Origin of the sequence: Methanobrevibacter arboriphilus JCM 13429 = DSM 1125, assembly GCF_002072215.1 — an archaeon.
Taxonomy (GTDB): Archaea; Methanobacteriota; Methanobacteria; order Methanobacteriales; family Methanobacteriaceae; genus Methanobinarius; species Methanobinarius arboriphilicus.
The window spans coordinates 1-19341 of sequence record NZ_JXMW01000022.1; the positions used below are offsets into that span (position 1 = coordinate 1).

Consider the following 19341-nt stretch of genomic DNA (forward strand, 5'->3'; position numbering starts at 1 on the left):
AGTGGTAATGATAATTATACTGCTTTTAGTAATAGTACTACTTTTGAAGTTGTTAAGAATAGTACTAATTCTACTCTCATTGTTGTTCCTTCTAGTGTTAATATTGGTGAGAATGTTACTATTTCTGGTCAGTTGGATAATTTTACTGGTACAGTTGGTGTTAATGTTACTGTTGATGGTAATCTTTACACAGACATCCATGTTAATGGTACTGGTGGTTGGAATTTTAATTACACAACTAACAAGACAAGCAATATAACAATAATTGTTAGTTTTAGTGGTAATGATAATTATACTGCTTTTAGTAATAGTACTACTTTTGAAGTTGAAAGGAATAGTACTAATTCTACTCTCATTGTTGTTCCTTCTAGTGTTAATATTGGCGAGAATGTTACTATTTCTGGTCAGTTTGTTGGTTATGTTGGTAATGGCTCTGACATTTTAAGTGTTAGTGTTGATGGTAATGTTTATGATGATGTTATTATTAATTCTACTGGTGGTTGGAGTCTTAATTACACAACTAATCGCACAGGAAACATAATTGTTAATGTTAATTATGTTGGTAATGAGAATTATACTAGTTTTACTAATGTGACTAGCTTTTTAGTGGCTAAGAATGGTGTTAATTCTTCTATTAATATTCCTAGTAATATTAAGGTTGAAGATTCTATAATAATTGATGGTGTTTTAGCTGATCAAAATTGTAATCCAATAGCTAATATTACTATTACTGTTATTATTGATGGTGAAAACTTTAATGTAACAACTGCTGAAAATGGTAGTTGGAATATTAATTACACTCCAACTCATGCTGGTGAATTTACTATTAATGTTACTTGGGAAGGTAATGATAATTACACTAGTTTTACCAATAATACTAACTTTACTGTTAAGTTAGCTACATATTCTAGTATTGATATTTCAGGTGATTTTAGAGTAGGGAAAACTACTGTTATAATTGGTGTTCTTCTCGATGAGGAAGGTAATACAATAGCTGATAGTGAATTAGAAATTACTATTGATGGTAAAAAACATTTAGTGAAAACTAATTCCAATGGTTACTGGTATTTAACTTATAAACCCAAAAGCACTGGAAAAACTACAGTTGTACTTAATTTCAATGGTGATATTAAATATTTAGGTTTTACTAACAGCACTAGTTTTGATGTTAAAAAAGGTGAAAGCTTTGTTAATGTTACTGTTAATGAGAATAAGGATGGTTCTGTTGATTTGATTGTTAAAGTAGTTGATGAAGATGGTGATACCATACCAGATTATAAAGTTGATGTTGAATTAGATGGTAAATACATAGGATCTATGATAACAGATTCTGATGGAGTTGGAATATTCCATATACCCAATTCTAAACTTACACCTGGTAAACATAAGATTACAGCTTTATCAGATAATGAAAATTACTTTAGTAATTTAGCATTTGCTGAATTTGAAACCAAAAACAACAATAACACCAACAACACTAATAATACTAACAATACTAATAAAACTAATAATACTAATGGTAATGGCAATAAAACAAGCGATAATCCAGTAGCAATAGCTACTATGAAAAAAACAGGAATAACAATAATAGCTATTATACTAGTATTGATAAGTATATTTGGAATCAGCTTAAGAAGAAAACAATAATTAAACATTTTTTTTTAGGAGGGCTTATTTTATTTTTTCCTCCATATTTATTTTTATTATTTATATTTTAATTTTTATTATTTTTTTTTTATATTATTTTTGGCTTTGTAGAAATCCTTTTTTTTAGCTTATTTGTGTTGATCTTTTTTAAACAGATTTTAGCATTAATTATAAGTATAAATAATGAAATTTATAAGTTTATTTTCATTTAAATCAGTGATGCATTGATTTTTAAATTTTTTAATATAATTTTTCAGGCTTTTCAAAGTTAAAATCCGAAAAGATTTAATTGTCTTGAAATTAAATCATTAAACGGAGAGTATGTATTTTTGTGTTTTATAATAATATATATTCTCATTATTAATATTTATATCTTTTTAATCCTTAAATTTCAAAATAACTAAATATAAACTAAAATATAAAAATTTAAAGAAAAAAAAGGATAGTTTATTTGAAAATTAAAGAGTAAATTTTTCAAAAAAAAAATGAAACTTCAAATATAAAAAATTAGGATTTCTACAAAGCCGATTTTTGTTAATTTTTATAGTTAATTTTATTAAAATTATTTTTAAGAAAATTATTTTTTTAAAGAAAAGCTAACAATTATTGATGCAATTTTAGGATCTTCAGGTAAATTATACTTCTTTTTAAGATAAAAATCACTTTGTGCAGATGGACTTGAAGATATAACATTATCAATCATTTCAATGTTATCTAATTCAGAAAATTCTACTGGAGGTAAAATGAAATATTGCTTTTTTGGATTAAAATCTTTACTTTCAATATTTTCTTTATATATTACAAAATCATCACTTAAAAAATAAGCATCTTTATTATTTTTAAGTTCTTCCTTTTCTTTCTTTGAAAATATATCATGACCTAAGATTCTACCATCTTCGGTTGTAAGGATTAGTGTTGGATTTGTTGGATTTCTAAAATGGCTATTTTTAAAAAGAACTAGAGAAAAATCTCTTCTAAAACACTCTTTTACTCCTTCATTAATAACAGGTATTAGTTCATTATCATGATTAGATTCAATATCTATTATTTCTTTTATATCTTCGTTTGATAACCTTTCTATTTTTAAAACGCCATCCATCATTTCCATAGTTTTTTTTATTTTTTCAATTACCATTCTTATTCCTTTGATTTTTTAAGTCTATTTAACTTATTTTAAGTTTATTTAACTCATCTTAAAGCTTAATTCATCTTAAACTTATTTAATTCATCTTAAGATTATTTTATTTATTTTAAGCTTATTTAATTTATTCTAATATAATGATTTTTATTTTAATATATATTTTATTATTATTTTATTATTATTTTTTATTTTCATTATTTTTCTTATTATTTTTCCTATTATTTTTTCCTTATTTTCTTATTATTTTTTATTTTTACTATTATTTTGCTGTTAATCTATATTTTGACTTAAATTAGAAGGATTTATAAAGCCAGATCTTATCATTTGATCAGCTAAAACAATAGCTACAGCTGATTCACTAACAACTGTTACTCTTGGACATATACAAGGATCATGCCTTCCTTTGATCTCAATTTTTGTTTCTTCACAATTTTTTAAATCAATTGTATTTTGTAACATGGATATTGAAGGAGTTGGTTTAACAGCTATCCTTGTAACAATTGGCATTCCATTACTTATTCCACCTAATATTCCTCCAGAAGTGTTGGTAGTAGTTCCAATATTGATATTATTAATATTATTATCACTATTATTATCTTTTATATAATATTCATCATTTATTTGTGAAGCAGTGGAATTAGCTACATCAAATCCAAAACCAATCTCAACTCCTTTAACAGACCCAATTTCCATAAGTGCTTTAGCTAATTCGCCATCTAATTTTCCAAAGATAGGCTCTCCAAGACCTGCTGGAACATTAATAGCTATTGTTTCAACAATTCCTCCAATTGAATCTCCTTTATTTTTATATTCTAATATTAATTCTTCCATTTCTTTAGCTGCATTTGGATCAGCACAATGAACAGGATTTTCGCTTGCTTTTTCTTCAATTAAATTCATATTAACGGTTTTAGCTTTTATATCTCCAACTTGAACAACATGAGATATGACTTTAATTCCAAATTGTTCTAATAGTTTTTTAGCTATAGCTCCTCCTATAACATGACCAATCGTGACTCTACCACTTCCACGACCTCCACCATTATAATCATAGTTTCCATATTTTTCAATCCAAGTGTAATCTCCATGACCTGGTCTAGGGGTGTTTTTAAGATAGCTATAATCTTTTGAACGTTTATCTTCATTAAATACAACTCCTGTTATTGGTGTTCCATCAGTTTTCCCTTCAAATATTCCTGATAATATTTGAATTTTATCTTTTTCTTTTCTAGGACTTGTAATGGAGCTTGTTCCAGGTCTTCTTCTATCAAGTTCTTTTTGTATATTTTTTTCACTTAGTTCTAGATTAGCTGGACATCCATCAATAACTGCTCCAATTGCTTTTCCATGGCTAGATCCAAAGCTTGTTATAGAAAATATCTTTCCAGTAGTGTTTGTCATAAAATTCCTCTTATTTGATATTTTAATAGTATACCTATAAAATTAACTTTAATAATAAACTTAAACATGTTAATCTTAATAATATTAATCTTAGATAAATGTTAATCTAATTATATATAATTTATTATAGATTTGTTTTTATAGCTAATTAAATTTAATTGTTGTAATTATCTTGTTATTTGTTGTGATTATATTATTATATTATTTATACTATAACTACCTAATATTTAATTAATATTTAGCTTAATAATGTTTCTATAACTATATTTTATTATATAAAATTTAATCTATATTTTTAATAATTAATATGTGGTGTTTATATGTCATTAAAGTTTTATGGTGGAGTAAATGAAATTGGTGGGAATAAAATCCTTGTTGATAATAAAGATTCTTCCAATTCAGACAATAAAAATATTTCTTCTCTATTTTTAGACTTTGGTATGAGCTTTTCAAAAGCTGGAGATTATTTTTCAGAATTTTTACAACCTAGAAAACTTAATGGAATTATGGATTTTGTTGAATTGGGCTTGCTTCCTAAAATTAAGGGAATTTATAGAGAAGACTATTTGAAACATTGTGGATTAGAAAGCTCTAAAGAACCCTCTGTTGATGGTGTTTTATTATCTCATGCACACATGGATCATTGTGCTTATATCCATCACCTCCGTGGTGATATTCCGATTTTTATGAGAAAAGAATCTGAAATTATCCTTTCAGTTTTAGAAGAAACTGGTAAATCCTCATTTGGAGAGATTATGAATCTTAAGAAGAGTTTTCATTATGTTCCTAAAAAGAGAGGGGAAGGTTATAAAAAACTGACTGGTAAGGAAGCAAAGGTTGAAAGAAATATAGTAAGCATTGATCCTTACTCTCCTTTTGATATTAATGGCTTTAAAGTAACTTCTATTCCTGTTGATCATTCTCTTCCTGGTTCTTCTGCTTATTTTTTAGAGAATGATGATGAAGCTATTGTTTATAGTGGTGATATTCGTTTTCATGGTAGAAATAAAAGTTTTAGTGATAAATTTGTTACTGAATCTTATAAATTCAATCCTACTATAATGCTTTGTGAGGGAACAAGAATTAACGAGAATGGTAAAGGAAATGAGGAAGATATTGAAACAAAAGCTGTTAATTTAATTAAAGATTATAATGGATTAATCTTTGTTAATTATCCTATTAGGGATTTAGATAGACTTATCACTTTTTATAATGTTGCAAAATATACTGATAGGATTTTAGCTATTAATTCTAAACAAGCTTATATGTTGAAGCTATTGGAAGATGAAAAGAGTATTGAAAACGATAAATATCCTAAATTAAGTGATTCTAACATTGTTGTTTATTTTCCTCGTAAAAAGCAAGGTTTAATCTCTGGTGAACATTATGTTTGTTATGATGGTGATTGGAAAACTTTAGATTCTTGTGATTTGGAGCTTAAAAGTGATTATGATATTTGGGAAAGAGAGTTTTTAGAAGGAGATAATGTAATTAATTACACCGATTTACAAGAAGAGCCTCAAAAATATATTTTTAGATGTGATTTCTTTGAACTTAATCAATTGATTGATATTAAACCAGAAAATGGGTTGTATATTCATTCAGCTACTGAACCTTTTAATGAAGAGATGGAAATTGATTTTAAGCGAGTTGAAAATTGGTTAAATCACTTTAATCTTCTTCCTATTCATCACATGCATGTTTCTGGTCATGGGAGTGGGGATGAGATATTAGCTTTGATTCGTGAAATAAATCCTGAAAAACTATATCCTATTCATACCGAGAATATTGAATCTTTTGATATCTTAAAAGATGATGGTATAGATGTTATACATCCTAATCTTAGTTTTTAGGTTATTTTAGCTATTAGCTAATTTAACCAACTTAACCAACTTAACTAATTAATTAACTTAACTAACTTAAGTAAATTAAGTAGCTTAACTAGCTTACATAGATTAATCTAACTTACCTAATTTTACTAACTAATTTTAATAACTTAAATAATTTAACTAAGCTTAACAAATTTACTAATATCTATTTTACTAATATCTATATTATTCAAATAATTATTAAACATTGATAAAATCAGTAGGATCATCCTTTTGGGTGAAAGCTATAATATTGAGAGAATTTGAAAAAAAACTACAATTTTCAGATAAAATCTTCTTAACAGATTTAAGTGCAATTGATTTATTGTTGTGATCATTACTAAGATGGCATAATATAATACTATGTGTAGTTTCATCTATACAATTAGATAAAACACTCCCACAGTCTTCATTAGATAAATGACCAACTTTACTAAGGATTCTTTGTTTATTAAATTCTGGTCGGTTTCCATTTAAAAGTAAATCTACATTATGATTACTTTCAATTAAATAAACATCTGCACATTTAATTATTGATAAAGTTTTAGAATCTACATGACCAATATCTGTTAAACATACCAATTTTTTATCTTCATGCTCAATCATGTAAAATTGAGAGTTAATAGAGTCATGACTGGTAGAAAATGCAGTAATTTTTAAATCACCTAAAATAATACTTTCATCAGATTCTATAAAATTCAATGAATCTGGATTTATAAGACCCGTTGTTTTTTTAAATTTATTACAGCTTAAAGTGTCCTTATTTCCATAGATTAATGTGTCATAGCAACGATTAATGACTCCAATACCTCTTACATGGTCTACATGCTCATGAGAAATAAAAATAGCTTTAATATCTCTTAAATTCTTACCAATTCTATTTAAAAGAATTTCAGTCCGTTTTTTACTTAAGCCTGCATCTATTAATATTGAAGTTCCATCACTTTCAATGTAAATGATATTTCCACTAGACCCACTTGCCAAAACAGATAATTTTAAGCTCAAATTGACTCATCCTTTGATTAAACTAATATTTTAGAGATAAATATTTTAGAAAAAAATACTTTAAAATAGAATATTTTAAAGTTTAAATTAAGTAATAGCTATTTGTTAAGCAACTATTTTTCTTGTTATATTAATTGCTTATTTTTTGTTATTTATATAAATATTTATGTATTTTTAATTAAATTTTATTAAAATTAATTAAGAAAATCTATATTTTCTGTATTTTTATAAGTTTAAAACGAAGTTTTTATTACTTAATAAAATATAATTAATAATATATAATAATATCTTAATAATAAGTAATAATATTTTTGTTAAAAATTTTCTAAGGGTTTGTTTTATGGATATAAAAGAAAAAGGTTAGTGTTCAGGATACAGAGATAGTTTTAATATTTAAATGTGGTGAAGAGTTTTTTTCACTAACTGACATTGTTAAATATAGGAATGAAAGGAATCCATCTGAAATAATTAGTCTTTGGCTTAGGACTTATAGTACAATAAAATATTTGGGGTTGTGGGAAAAATTAAATAATCCAAATAATAATTACTTAATCATATTAATTATTTTGTCTTATATTATTTATTGTCAGACAAATAATTTTTTATGGTAAAATATATATCTAAGATTAAACAATATTATATTGTAAAAATATATTGGTGATAATATGATTACAACTAAATTATATAATAGATATCAAACTGTAATCCCATCTGAAATTAGAAAAAAAATTTCTGTTGATCCAGATTCAATTGTTGAATGGACCATTAATGAAAAAGGAAAAGTAGAATTAGAATTTCGCAAAAAAGTAACAGAAAAAGACATTATTGGATTAATAAAACAAGAATTACCTTATAATTCTGTTGAAATAAAAAAAAGGTCTGGTAAAGGTTTAGATTGGGAATAGGAAGTTATATTATGATTTTTGTAGATTCTTGTTTAATAATTGCCATGGTGGTGGAAAAAGACCAATGGCATAATCAATCATTACTATTAGTGGAGGATCTTGAAAAGGAAGAAAAGGTTATCACAGAAGCAATGATTTTAGAATCATTAAATATGATTGGGAAATGTAAAGGTGGAAAAGTTGGAAGAATCATTTTCCAATATATAGAAGACAATTACCGTATTTATAAAGCTCCAGATTTTCTAAATAGAGCAATGAAAGAATTTATTAAATATGATGGAACTTTATCATTAGCAGACTGCACAGCAATAATCGCAATGAAAGATTTAGGAATATGTGAAATATACAGCTTTGATGACCATTTTGACAAAGTAGATGGAATATTAAGGGTAAATTAATTTTTCATCTGTTAATGTATGATTTTATGGAAGAAAACATGAAAAGAGAAAATAATTGATAGTATTTTAAATTTTTATCTCATAAAATTTGAAAAAAATTAATGTATGGTATTTTTGTTACTGAAATAAATCGTGAAAATTTTAAAAATGAGCAAATTGAAGTTTACTCTTACTATTTAATAACTTATATTTATCATGATAATAATATTATTGTAGATAATAATATTATTATAATATAATATAATTAATAAAATGAATAATACTAATAATATTAATAATAGAAATAGGAACAATGATTAACAGTAAATATAAAAATAATTTGAATTTAATATTTGATAAACTACTCAAAACTTATTCTTATCAAGGTTGGTGGCCATTTATTGATTATGATGGAGTAAATCCTACTAAAACAGGAGCTATATCTGGTTATCATCCTAAAGATTATGATTTTCCAAAAAATAGTAATCAAAAGTTTGAGGTGATTATTGGCTCAATTCTTACTCAAAATACTACATGGCCTTCAGTAGAACAGGCATTAAATAATTTAAACAAACTAGTTGATTTTGATCCTCTTTCTATTTTAGAATTTGCAAATAATAATGAAGAACCATTTAAAAATGCAATAAGATGTGTTGGATTTGTTAATCAAAAAACAGAATATCTTAAAAATATATCTAACTTTTATATTGATTTAAAAGAGGATTTAGATAAGGAAGATGAAATTCCTTCAAGAAAAGATCTTTTAGCTGTTAAAGGTATTGGAAATGAAACTGCCGATTCAATACTTCTTTTTGCTCATAAACAGAAAGAGTTTAAAGTCGATTCTTATACAAAAAGAATTTTTACTTATTTAGGATATATTAAAGAAAATGATAGTTATATGTCAATCAAGAACTTTTTTGAAACTAATTTTTCAGGGGATGTTAATATGTTTCAAGAATATCATGCTTTGATTGTTGAACATGCTAAAAGATATTATTCAAAAAAACCTTATGGTGTAAATGATAAAATACTTAATGAATTTAAAATATAATATTATTACTACTTACTATTATTACTTATTATTATTAGCTAATTTAAGGTGAATAAAATGAATTTTCCAATTACAAGAATGAGAAGGCTTCGAAAATCTCCTGAGATTCGAGATATTTTTAGAGAAACAAAGCTTAATAAAGAAGATTTGATCTATCCTATTTTTGTTAAAGAAGGGCTTGAAAATGGTAAAAAAGAACCTATCTCTACAATGCCTGATGAATTTAGATACTCTGTTGATGATGCTGTTGAATTTGGAAAATTATTGGAAAAAAAAGGATTAAAATCAATAATAATATTTGGAATGCCTTTAGAAGAAACAAAAGATGAAATTGGATCTCCTGCATTTTCAGATGATGGAATTGTTCAAAAAACTATTAGAAAATTTAAAAAGGAAACTAATCTTATTGTTATCAGTGATGTTTGTTTATGTCAATATACTTCTCATGGACATTGTGGTATTTTTAGTGAATTTGCTGATAAAGGTTTTGATGGCCTTAATAAGGATATTGCTGATAATATTTCTGATTCTTTTGAAATTTTAAATGATGAAACTTTAGATTATTTAGCTGAAGTAGCTTTATCTCATGCTGAAGCTGGAGCAGATATTGTGGCTCCTTCTGATATGATGGATGGTCGTGTAATGGCTATAAGAGATATTCTTGATAAGAATGGTCATGAAAATACTCCTATCATGTCATATTCTGCTAAATATGCTTCTTCATTTTATGCTCCTTTTAGAGAGGCAGTGTGTTCTAGTCCAGGTTGTGGAGATAGAAAATCTTATCAAATGGATCCAGCTAATTCTAAAGAAGCTATTCGTGAAAGTGAGCTTGATTTAATTGAAGGTGCTGATATTTTAATGGTTAAACCTGCTTTAGCATATTTAGATATTATAAAATCTTTAAAGGAAGAGTTTGATCTTCCATTAGCTGCTTATAATGTAAGTGGAGAATATTCTATGATTAAAGCAGCTATTGAAGCAGGTTATTTAACTGAAGATGCTATTTTTGAAAGTTTACTTTCTATAAAGAGAGCTGGGGCTGATTTGATTTTAACTCATTTTGCTCCTTATGTTTTAGATAAATTATAATCTTTTTTTTATATGGTTTTTTAGTAATATAAGTGCTTTATAATATATAAAGTTTAATAAGATAAGAGTTTAAAAATAGGGGATCAATAAATATTGGAGTTTAATAATATGGATAATAGTATTAATAATATTAATCCTGAGTTAATAGCTAAAATAGCTCAAATATCATCGGTTCTTGAGGTTAGTGGGTATCCAAAACCTGGTAATGTCCATAGAACTCGTGATTTTCATGATATGGTTTTTGAAGATTTTATTATTAGTGGAATTGTAATTGGAGATACTATTCGTGAAGCTGCATCTTTTGGAAGTGAGATTAATAATTTTATATCTTTTAAAGAGGCAAATATTGGGAAATATATTCTTAAAGCTGTTAAGGAAACAGATAAATGGATATCTAACAATACTAATTTAGGCATTATAATGTTACTTACTCCAATTGCTATTTCTGCAGCTATTAGTAATAATATTGATGAATTAAGAGAAAATATTCATAATATTATTGTTAATTCTACTGTTATTGATACTGTTGCTCTTTATGAAGCTATTGGAATAGCTGACGCTGGTGGAATGGGTGATACTGATGAGTATAGTGTTACAAGTGAAGATGCTACAAAAGAGCTTATTGAAAATAATTTAAATATTTTTGATGTTTTAACTATCTCTTCATCCTGGGATAGTTTAGCTAAAGAATTAACAAATAAAATGCCAGTTACTTTTGATATTGGTTATCCAACATTTTTAAAATTAAATAAAGAATATTCGACTAATTTAGCCACTATAACTACGTTTTTAACAATTTTATCTGAAGTCCCCGATACTTTAATTTCAAGAAAGTATGGGGGTGAAAAAGCCTTGGAAGTGTCTAGTTTAGCTAAAGAAGTTTTAGATTCACTGGATATTGATGAGGATTTAAATACATTTAATAAAAAAATTAAAGATTTTGATGATTACTTATTTGAAAATAAATTAAATCCAGGAACTACTGCTGATTTAACTGCTTCATCTATTATGGTTAGTCTTTTATCTGATTATTATTAGCTTTTTATTAGAAATTCTATTATTAAAATATATTATCAAAAGTTATTATTGTTAGGATACTTTATTATCAAAAATAGGATACTTTATTATCATAAAGTATTTTATTTCAAAATATATTATCAAAAAGTATTTTATTTCAAAATATATTGTCAAATGGTATTTTATTATCAGAAGGTTTTTTATGGCTGGAATTAATGAAAATTTACTTAAATTTGAAAAAAGTTTAGATACTAAGTATTCAACTTTAAAAAGTTTTGAATTCTCTTCTGGAGAAGTTTTAGATAATCTTAATGTTGAGTATTTAACTATTGGAAATAAGCTTACTAATGATAACGATGAAATCATTAATGCTATTGTATATTTTCATGGTTTAGGTGAAAATTGTCTTTCAATTAAACATATTCATGAAATTATTGGTGAAGGAAAAGTTTTAGATACTAATAAATATTTCATAATATCTATTACAGCTTTAGGTTCTCCAAATTCATTTTCTCCTTCTATTTCTGGATTAGGAAGTAAATTTCCAAGATATAATATAAATGATATGATTAATTTTCAAAAAGAATTTTTAGAGTCTGAATTTAATATTAAACATGTAAAGGGTCTTATTGGAAATTCTATGGGAGGTTCTGAAGCTCTTATGTGGGGTAGTTTGTATCCATTTTATATGGACTTTATTATATCTTTAGTTAGTAGCTATAAAATTTCAGGAAACAATTATATTTTATTTTCTTTAATTAATCAGATAATTAAAAGTGATTCTAATTATAATAATGGTGATTATAAAGAACCTTTAAAATCTATTGGTATAGCTAATCAATTATTTTATCCTTTTGGGTTTTCAGTTGAATATTATAGGAATAATGATATTAATGTGATAAATAAAGAGTTAAATACTCTTAAAGACAATTTTAAAGGATATGATGGAAATGATGTTATTTTAAGAGGTGATGCTACTTCTAATTATAATATTGAAAAAGATTTATCTAAGATAATAGCTAAAACACTGATTGTAGCTATTAATCAAGATCAACTATTTCCTCCGAGTCTTGATGCAATTCCTATGTCTAAAATGATTAAAAACTCAAAATTAGTTATATATGATTCTATTTTTGGTCATCTTGGAGTTAATGAAATAATTAAGATAGAAAATGAACTGAAAAACTTTTTAAATAAATTTTAATCTTTTTAAATAAGTCTTAATTTTTTCGTGATATTTTTTGTAATATTTTTTTATAATATTATTTTTATCTTTATCAAATATTTTTATTACAATTAATATTTATACTAATAGAAACATAATTATTTATGTTATTTTATTAATACTCATTATTATCAGTAAATTAATATTATTATAATGATCATAAGCTATAATGCCCATAATCAATGAATATTTATAATTACTGAATATTTATAAGAGCTAGATATTTAACTATTAAATGCTTATAATATCTAAATAGTTATAATCATTATAATAATAGTTATAATTACTTTAATAATAGCTAGAATCATTACAATAATATATTACAATAATAATTAGAATCATTACAATAATAGTTATAATTACTATAATAATAGCTAGAATCATTACAATAATATATTACAATAATAATTAGAATCATTACAATAATAGTTATAATTACTATAATAATAGTTAGAATCATTACAATAATAATTGCAATTATTATAATAATAATTATAATCACTACAATAATAATTATGATTAATTTTATTATTCTTTTTATATTTTTTTAGGTGTTTAGATGTGTGAAGACATTACTAAGATTATTGATGAACTACATATATACGAAAAAAAGCTATTGAAGTCTCTTAAAGAAAATGAGAATTATACTCCTGAAGAAATAGCTAAAATCAATTCTATGGATATTAAATCAGTTATGAGTGCAGCTGGTTCACTTGCTTCAAAAGATATTATTGAAGTAGAAAAATCTGTAACTGAGTCTATTAAATTGACGAATGTTGGCAAAAAATACGCTGAAATTGGTCTTCCAGAAAGAAGAGTTTTAAATGTTTTAATAGATGAAAAAGAGCTATCTATGAAAGATTTAGCTAAATCTACTGGTATTGAAAATTATGAGATAAAAATTGTTATTGGATGGCTAGTTCGTAAAAAATGGGCTAAGATTAATAAAGGTACAGTTAAATTAACCGATTTTGGTACTGGGTTTAAGGATAAAAAAGGCAATGATGAACTTTTATTGGAATACTTATTGGAGTGTATTGATTCAGCAGTCTCTATCTCTGATTTTGATGAAGATTTACTTGAAGGATTAAAACAGCTAAATGATAGGAAAAATCTAATTGAAGTGGAAAAACAAACAGAACACAGTTTTAAAATTCTTGAAAAAGGTTTAAAAATATTAACTAGAGGAATAATTATTCAAGAGGAAGCTACTCAATTAACATCGGAGCAAATTAAAACTGGGGAATGGAAAAACTTAAAATATCGTCCTTATGATATTAATGCTGAATATCCTGAAGTTTTTCCTGGTAAAGGTCATCCTCTTAGAAGGATTATTGAGGAAATTCGTGAAATATTCCTAAATCTTGGTTTTTCTGAATCTAATGGATGTATTTTGGAATCTGCTTTTTGGAATTTTGATTCTTTATTCCAACCTCAAGATCATGCTGCTCGTGAGATGCAGGATACTTTTTATGTTAAAAACCCTATTAGCTGTAATCTTCCTGATGATGTTTTAGTTGATTCTGTAGCTAAAACTCATGAAACTGGTGGAAATACTGGTTCTGAAGGATGGAATTATAATTGGGATAAAGAAGTTGCAGAACAGTCAGTTTTAAGGACTCATACAACTGGAATATCAACAAGGTTTTTAGAAGAAAATAAACCTCCATTAAAAATGTTTTCGGTTGGAAGGGTATTTAGAAGAGAAACAATTACTTATAAACATTTACCTGAGTTTCATCAAGTTGAAGGTATTGTTGCTGCAGATGGAATTAGCTATCAAAATCTACTTGGAACTTTAAAAGAATTTTATAAAAAATTAGGTTTCGAAGTTAGATTTAGACCTGCTTATTTCCCATATACATATTTATCAACTGAATGTGAAGTTTATCTTGAAGAAAAAGAAAGTTGGATAGAACTTGGAGGTTCTGGAATGTTCAGACCAGAAGTTTTAGAGCCATTAGGTATTGATGTCCCTGTACTTGCATTTGGACTTGGAATTGAGAGATTAGCTATGATCAGATATGATATAAGTGATATTAGAATGCTTTATAAGAGTGATATTAAATGGTTAAGAGAAATTCCAGTTGATAATGGGATAAAATTAGATTAAGGGATAAAATTAGATTGGAAGATGAAAATAAGTTAAAATTAAAGATAAAGATTAAGTTAAAGATGTTTTAGATAATATTCAAATAACTTCTAAAATAAATAGCTTTTAAAATAAATAATTTCTAAAATATTAATTTAAAATTTTTATTTTATTAAAATTCTTATCTTCTTTATTAACATTCTTATTTTATTTATTATTTTATCTGATGATTATAGAAAATATTACTCATATTAATAAATAATATTCTCCGTCTGATTTGGTTATTGGTTTTATTATGCCTTTGTTTTCAAGAGATAATATTATATGATACATTCTGAAGTTACTTAACTTTAGGTCACCATATAGTAAATTACCCTCTAAAATATATTTAGAGATTGTTCTATCTTGATCAGCTAATTTTTCTATGACTTCAAGAGATTTTTGTTCTTTAACATCTAAATCTGCTTTAATTACTTCTTGTCTAGAATCTACTGCATTTATACTCTTATCAAAATCTGCTAACTTTATTTTCTTTTCTTTGTATTCTATAAGATTTTTATTATCTAATTCTTTTAAAATTTCTCTTAATTCGTGTTCGTATATTCCGAGTTCCATTTTTATTAGATTTTCAGGTATTCCCTCATCATATTCTAAATGGAATATTTTGATTTGATTAAATACAATTTCTTCTTTTTTTGTTATTGTTATCATATATACTTTCCTTATTTATTTTCCTTGTATTTAAGTTCAAATTTCTTTTTAATCATCATTTTTTGGAATAAGTAAATTTGCAGCTACTAACCTGCATATATCTGTTTTTGTAATAACGCCCACTGGTTTTTTAGCTTTTATTACAAGGAGTCCAGATACATCTGCCCTTAACATTAAGTTAGCTGCATTTTTTATATTTTCTTCAGAATTTACAGTCATAATATTAGTTGTCATTATGTTTTTAATTTTTTCCTGATTATTTTCTTTATTTAAATCACTTAATTTGTTTAAAACTCCTATTAAGTCACTATAAGAAACAACACCTTTGGGAGTTCCATTATCATCTATAACGAAAAGTCTTCTAACTCCATTTTTATACATTTTTTCAAAAGCTTCAATTGGGCTTGTTTGTTCGTTCACTGATATTACTTCTTGGTTCATTACATCTTTAATTTTCATGCTCTACCTTTTTTATTCTCTTAATTATAATTATATTATTTATGCTATATCTAATTTTTTATAATATATTTAATTTTTTATTAATTATACTAAATTTTGTATAACAAATTTATACTATTTCACTGATTATTAATACTATTTTATTAGATTTTATATATTAATAATAATATTTATCTTTATTTTTTTATAGTATTTTCAGATTGTTATTTTAATTTTGTTTGTATTTATCATTAGAATTGAAAAATATTTTATTATTTACTTTTAATTTGTTAATGAATATATATTATTGTTTCTATTGTTAATTATTCTATGTTAATTTATTTTTTACTTTTAGAAAAATTTATGTTAGATTAGAAATATATTTATAGTAGATAATAATTTTAATAATATTTATATATTATAAAGTACTACTATAATATAGGGTACTAATAGAAATAAATCTAAAAATAATAAATTTCTACTAAATTATCTATAAAAAATAGTATATATAAATTGATTTAATTTTGATATATTACAATAAATTTATTCAAAATTACTTTAAATAGTATTATTGAGTACTTTGACTAAATATTTTTTCGTGAAATATTTGATATTTAGTATCCTTTTTAAGATGTTTTAAATATATTTTAAATAAATTAATATATTTAGATATAATTATATTATTTAGAATGTTTTATTTAAGACTGTTTCATTTAAAGTTTTTAAATATAATAAATGAGAGTTTCAATATATTTATCCTATCTAGAACTATTCGTTGTTTTTATTTTTTTAGGTTCTTATGGTAAAATATAAACTAGGTTATATTAAAAATAATAAATGTTTACTATTATAAAATTATATTTATTTATCTATAATTTTATTTAGGGTACTTATAAATATATAAAAATATATATAGTATATATTATATTTATATATAGGTTTTATAATATACTTATATGTAAATGATGAAATATGAGGAAGGTTTTAAAAATGATGAGAATAAGTATGTCTTTACCAAAAAAATTACTCGCCGATTTTGATGAAGTCTTAAAAGACAGAGGTTACCAATCTCGTTCAAAAGGTATTCGAGATGCTTTAAAGGATTATATAGTAAGATACCAATGGATGAATGAAATGGAAGGAAACAGAATTGGTGTTATTACTGTTATATATGATCATTATTACACTGGAGTTATGGAAAGCTTAGCTGAAATCCAGCATGATTATAGGGATGAAATTAACACTAGTATGCATATACACATGACTTCTAAGTATTGTATAGAAGTTATTGTTGTTAATGGAGATGTTAATAGTATTAGGGAGTTAACAGAAAAAATGATGAGACTTAAAGGAGTCGATCATGTAAAGCTCACTAGTACAGCTAATGGTGAATCTTTCGATCCTGACTGATTAACTATATTTTTTTTATTTAATTTTTATTTTTTATTTAATTTTATTTTTAATATTTATTTTTAATCATACTATTTTTTAATTATTTATTTTTATTTATGCTATTTTTTATTTATTTTTAATTTTACTATTTTTTAATTATTTATTTTTATTTATGCTATTTTTTATTTATTTTTAATTTTACTATTTTTTAATTATTTATTTTTATTTATGCTATTTTTTATTTATTTTTAATTTTACTATTTTTTAATTATTTATTTTTATTTATGCTATTTTTTATTTATTTTTAATTTTACTATTTTTTGATTATTTATTTTTATTTATGCTATTTTTTATTTATTTTTAATTTTACTATTTTTTAATTTTGCTTATTTAGATTATTTAATTTTAATTAGTTAATTTTAATTATATAATTCTAGATTTATTATTAAATTATATTAGTTAGTAATTATACATTAATTACATGAAATTTTATGCAACTCCTTATCATTCTAATCTAATTAAGGATATTGATAGATTGTCAGTTTTTTATGAAGGGATTAATGATTACTATAAATCCATTTCTAATAATGAAAATAATAAAACTCAAGACAATAATAAAAAAATTTCTACTGTATTTGATCTGGGTTGTGGTTCTGGTGTTCTTTCTTATTTTGCTTCAAAATATTCTAAAAGGGTCTTAGCTATAGATAATGATGATAAGTCTATTCAATGTGCTAAAAAAATTTTTAAAGAAAACAATATTGATAATGTTAATTTTATAGCTGCTGATGCATCTTCATTTGAATTTACAGAGTCTGCAGATTTAATAATTTGTGAAATGTTAGATACTGCTTTAATTGATGAAGAAGAAGTTCCAGTTTTAAATAATGTTCGTAAATATCTTAAAAGTAATGGAAAAATTATTCCTCAGGGGATTATTAATATTGCTGAACCTGTTTATATGGAGAACAGTTATACACATTATGAAGACGAAGATTTTCATGGCAAAAAGCCTGATTATCAAATTTTAGGAGACCATGTTATATTTTCTTGCATTGATTTTTTAGATGAGATTATACCTGAATTTGAAACAATTATTAATTTTAAACTTGATAAGGTTAAGGATACAACTAATATATCGATTAATGAGTTTGACAATAATTTTAGTGACTCTAGTGACTCTAATAGCTTTAATAATTTTAATAATTTTAAATTTAATGGTATTAAAATAACAACTTTTACTATAATAAATGAGAATATTGTTTGTGGTCCTACTCCTATGCTAAATCCTCCTATTTTAATTCCTTTATCCTCTAGCTATAATATATCTAAGAATAATCTTAGTAATAATACTAATACTAACAATACTAATAATAAGAATAATAGTAATAATAGTAATATTAATAATAAGATTAATAATAAGAATAATAGCAATAATAGTAATAATAGTAATATTAATAATAAGATTAATAATAAGAATAATAGTACTCATAGTAATATTAATAATAAGAATAATATTAATAGTAATACTAATGGGAATACTAATAATATTAATGGGGTTAATAACAACAATACTATTTTTATTAATGATAATTTAAATGAATTAAGATTATCGGTTAGATTGAAATATGTTATGGGTGGAGGAGTTGAAACAATTGAAGCTGATATAATATAATTATTTACATGGTTTAACCAATATAATAACCAATTATACAATTTATTAGTTTATATTTCATTATAATGGCTATTTAGTTTTAATCTTATTTAGGACTATATTTATTAGATTTATATCATATTTCATAAAAGAAAATTATTAATATATTAAAAATAATAATTCTAAAATATATAAAAATATAATATATTAAAGGTATCAAAATAATTAAAGTACTTTAGAATAATTAAAATAACTAAGATATAATTAAAATGTATCAAAGTATATCATATTTGGTGATATTATCTCATTAAAAGAAAAGCTA

The 19341-nt window shown here is 24.1% G+C and carries 16 protein-coding genes; 11 read left to right on the forward strand and 5 right to left on the reverse strand.

Features of this window, described 5'->3' with window-relative positions; genetic code table 11:
- Positions 1-1647 (forward strand): hypothetical protein (locus MBBAR_RS10335; protein WP_158082563.1); only part of this gene is annotated, 1647 nt, incomplete at its 5' end.
- 577 nt (positions 1648-2224) lie between these two features.
- Here the strand turns inward: MBBAR_RS10335 and MBBAR_RS08235 are convergent.
- Positions 2225-2782 (reverse strand): hypothetical protein, encoded by a 558-nt coding sequence (locus MBBAR_RS08235; RefSeq protein ID WP_080460884.1) that lies wholly within the window; start codon positions 2780-2782, stop codon positions 2225-2227.
- A 276-nt stretch (positions 2783-3058) separates the two neighbouring features.
- Entirely contained in the window at positions 3059-4189 is a 1131-nt protein-coding gene (gene aroC, locus MBBAR_RS08240; RefSeq protein ID WP_080460885.1) for a chorismate synthase, read from the reverse strand.
- A 320-nt stretch (positions 4190-4509) separates the two neighbouring features.
- Between aroC and MBBAR_RS08245 the strand changes: the two genes are divergently transcribed.
- Positions 4510-6042, forward strand: coding sequence for an MBL fold metallo-hydrolase (locus MBBAR_RS08245; RefSeq protein ID WP_080460886.1), 1533 nt, complete (start codon positions 4510-4512; stop codon positions 6040-6042).
- A 216-nt stretch (positions 6043-6258) separates the two neighbouring features.
- Here MBBAR_RS08245 and MBBAR_RS08250 read toward each other — a convergent pair whose 3' ends face one another.
- A complete protein-coding gene (locus MBBAR_RS08250; protein WP_080460887.1) occupies positions 6259-7062 on the reverse strand; it encodes an MBL fold metallo-hydrolase in 804 nt (267 codons plus the stop codon).
- Positions 7063-7727: 665 nt separating this feature from the next.
- Here MBBAR_RS08250 and MBBAR_RS08260 point away from each other — a divergent pair.
- The 7 genes from MBBAR_RS08260 (at position 7728) to pheS (ending at position 14845) form a co-directional block, all read left to right on the forward strand.
- On the forward strand, positions 7728-7967 hold the full coding sequence (locus MBBAR_RS08260) for an AbrB/MazE/SpoVT family DNA-binding domain-containing protein (RefSeq protein ID WP_080460889.1): 240 nt from the start codon (positions 7728-7730) through the stop codon (positions 7965-7967).
- An 11-nt stretch (positions 7968-7978) separates the two neighbouring features.
- Positions 7979-8365: a type II toxin-antitoxin system VapC family toxin gene (locus MBBAR_RS08265; protein ID WP_143746177.1), complete on the forward strand. Its 387-nt coding sequence runs from the start codon at positions 7979-7981 to the stop codon at positions 8363-8365.
- A gap of 292 nt (positions 8366-8657) precedes the next feature.
- The gene (locus tag MBBAR_RS08270) at positions 8658-9398 is read left to right on the forward strand and encodes an endonuclease III domain-containing protein (protein ID WP_080460891.1); all 741 of its coding nucleotides are present in this window, start codon (positions 8658-8660) and stop codon (positions 9396-9398) included.
- A gap of 57 nt (positions 9399-9455) precedes the next feature.
- Positions 9456-10490 (forward strand): porphobilinogen synthase, encoded by a 1035-nt coding sequence (gene hemB / locus MBBAR_RS08275; RefSeq protein ID WP_080460892.1) that lies wholly within the window; start codon positions 9456-9458, stop codon positions 10488-10490.
- A 129-nt stretch (positions 10491-10619) separates the two neighbouring features.
- Positions 10620-11528: a triphosphoribosyl-dephospho-CoA synthase gene (locus tag MBBAR_RS08280; RefSeq protein WP_080460906.1), complete on the forward strand. Its 909-nt coding sequence runs from the start codon at positions 10620-10622 to the stop codon at positions 11526-11528.
- 181 nt (positions 11529-11709) lie between these two features.
- Positions 11710-12711 carry an alpha/beta fold hydrolase gene (locus tag MBBAR_RS08285; protein ID WP_080460893.1) on the forward strand — a complete coding sequence of 334 codons (1002 nt, stop codon included), beginning with the start codon at positions 11710-11712 and terminating at the stop codon, positions 12709-12711.
- 580 nt (positions 12712-13291) lie between these two features.
- A complete protein-coding gene (pheS, locus tag MBBAR_RS08290) occupies positions 13292-14845 on the forward strand; it encodes a phenylalanine--tRNA ligase subunit alpha (RefSeq protein ID WP_080460894.1) in 1554 nt (517 codons plus the stop codon).
- 225 nt (positions 14846-15070) lie between these two features.
- Here the strand turns inward: pheS and MBBAR_RS08295 are convergent, their stop codons facing one another.
- Positions 15071-15535: a hypothetical protein gene (locus MBBAR_RS08295; protein ID WP_080460895.1), complete on the reverse strand. Its 465-nt coding sequence runs from the start codon at positions 15533-15535 to the stop codon at positions 15071-15073.
- 48 nt (positions 15536-15583) lie between these two features.
- Positions 15584-15994, reverse strand: a complete 411-nt coding sequence (locus MBBAR_RS08300) for a CBS domain-containing protein (protein WP_080460896.1) — start codon at positions 15992-15994, stop codon at positions 15584-15586.
- 951 nt (positions 15995-16945) lie between these two features.
- Here MBBAR_RS08300 and nikR point away from each other — a divergent pair.
- Positions 16946-17383 (forward strand): nickel-responsive transcriptional regulator NikR, encoded by a 438-nt coding sequence (nikR, locus tag MBBAR_RS08305; RefSeq protein ID WP_394334525.1) that lies wholly within the window; start codon positions 16946-16948, stop codon positions 17381-17383.
- Between the two features lie 463 nt (positions 17384-17846).
- Entirely contained in the window at positions 17847-19040 is a 1194-nt protein-coding gene (locus MBBAR_RS08310; RefSeq protein ID WP_080460898.1) for a methyltransferase domain-containing protein, read from the forward strand.
- Positions 19041-19341 lie beyond the last annotated feature (301 nt).

Coding starts and splice junctions, on each gene's coding strand:
- aroC (WP_080460885.1), bottom strand. CDS start 4,189: ATGACAAACACTACTGGAAAGATATTTTCTATAACAAGCTTTGGATCT.
- MBBAR_RS08310 (WP_080460898.1), top strand. CDS start 17,847: ATGAAATTTTATGCAACTCCTTATCATTCTAATCTAATTAAGGATATT.
- MBBAR_RS08285 (WP_080460893.1), top strand. CDS start 11,710: ATGGCTGGAATTAATGAAAATTTACTTAAATTTGAAAAAAGTTTAGAT.
- nikR (WP_394334525.1), top strand. CDS start 16,946: ATGAGGAAGGTTTTAAAAATGATGAGAATAAGTATGTCTTTACCAAAA.
- MBBAR_RS08295 (WP_080460895.1), bottom strand. CDS start 15,535: ATGATAACAATAACAAAAAAAGAAGAAATTGTATTTAATCAAATCAAA.
- hemB (WP_080460892.1), top strand. CDS start 9,456: ATGAATTTTCCAATTACAAGAATGAGAAGGCTTCGAAAATCTCCTGAG.
- MBBAR_RS08270 (WP_080460891.1), top strand. CDS start 8,658: ATGATTAACAGTAAATATAAAAATAATTTGAATTTAATATTTGATAAA.
- MBBAR_RS08265 (WP_143746177.1), top strand. CDS start 7,979: ATGATTTTTGTAGATTCTTGTTTAATAATTGCCATGGTGGTGGAAAAA.
- MBBAR_RS08260 (WP_080460889.1), top strand. CDS start 7,728: ATGATTACAACTAAATTATATAATAGATATCAAACTGTAATCCCATCT.
- MBBAR_RS08245 (WP_080460886.1), top strand. CDS start 4,510: ATGTCATTAAAGTTTTATGGTGGAGTAAATGAAATTGGTGGGAATAAA.
- MBBAR_RS08300 (WP_080460896.1), bottom strand. CDS start 15,994: ATGAAAATTAAAGATGTAATGAACCAAGAAGTAATATCAGTGAACGAA.
- pheS (WP_080460894.1), top strand. CDS start 13,292: ATGTGTGAAGACATTACTAAGATTATTGATGAACTACATATATACGAA.
- MBBAR_RS08235 (WP_080460884.1), bottom strand. CDS start 2,782: ATGGTAATTGAAAAAATAAAAAAAACTATGGAAATGATGGATGGCGTT.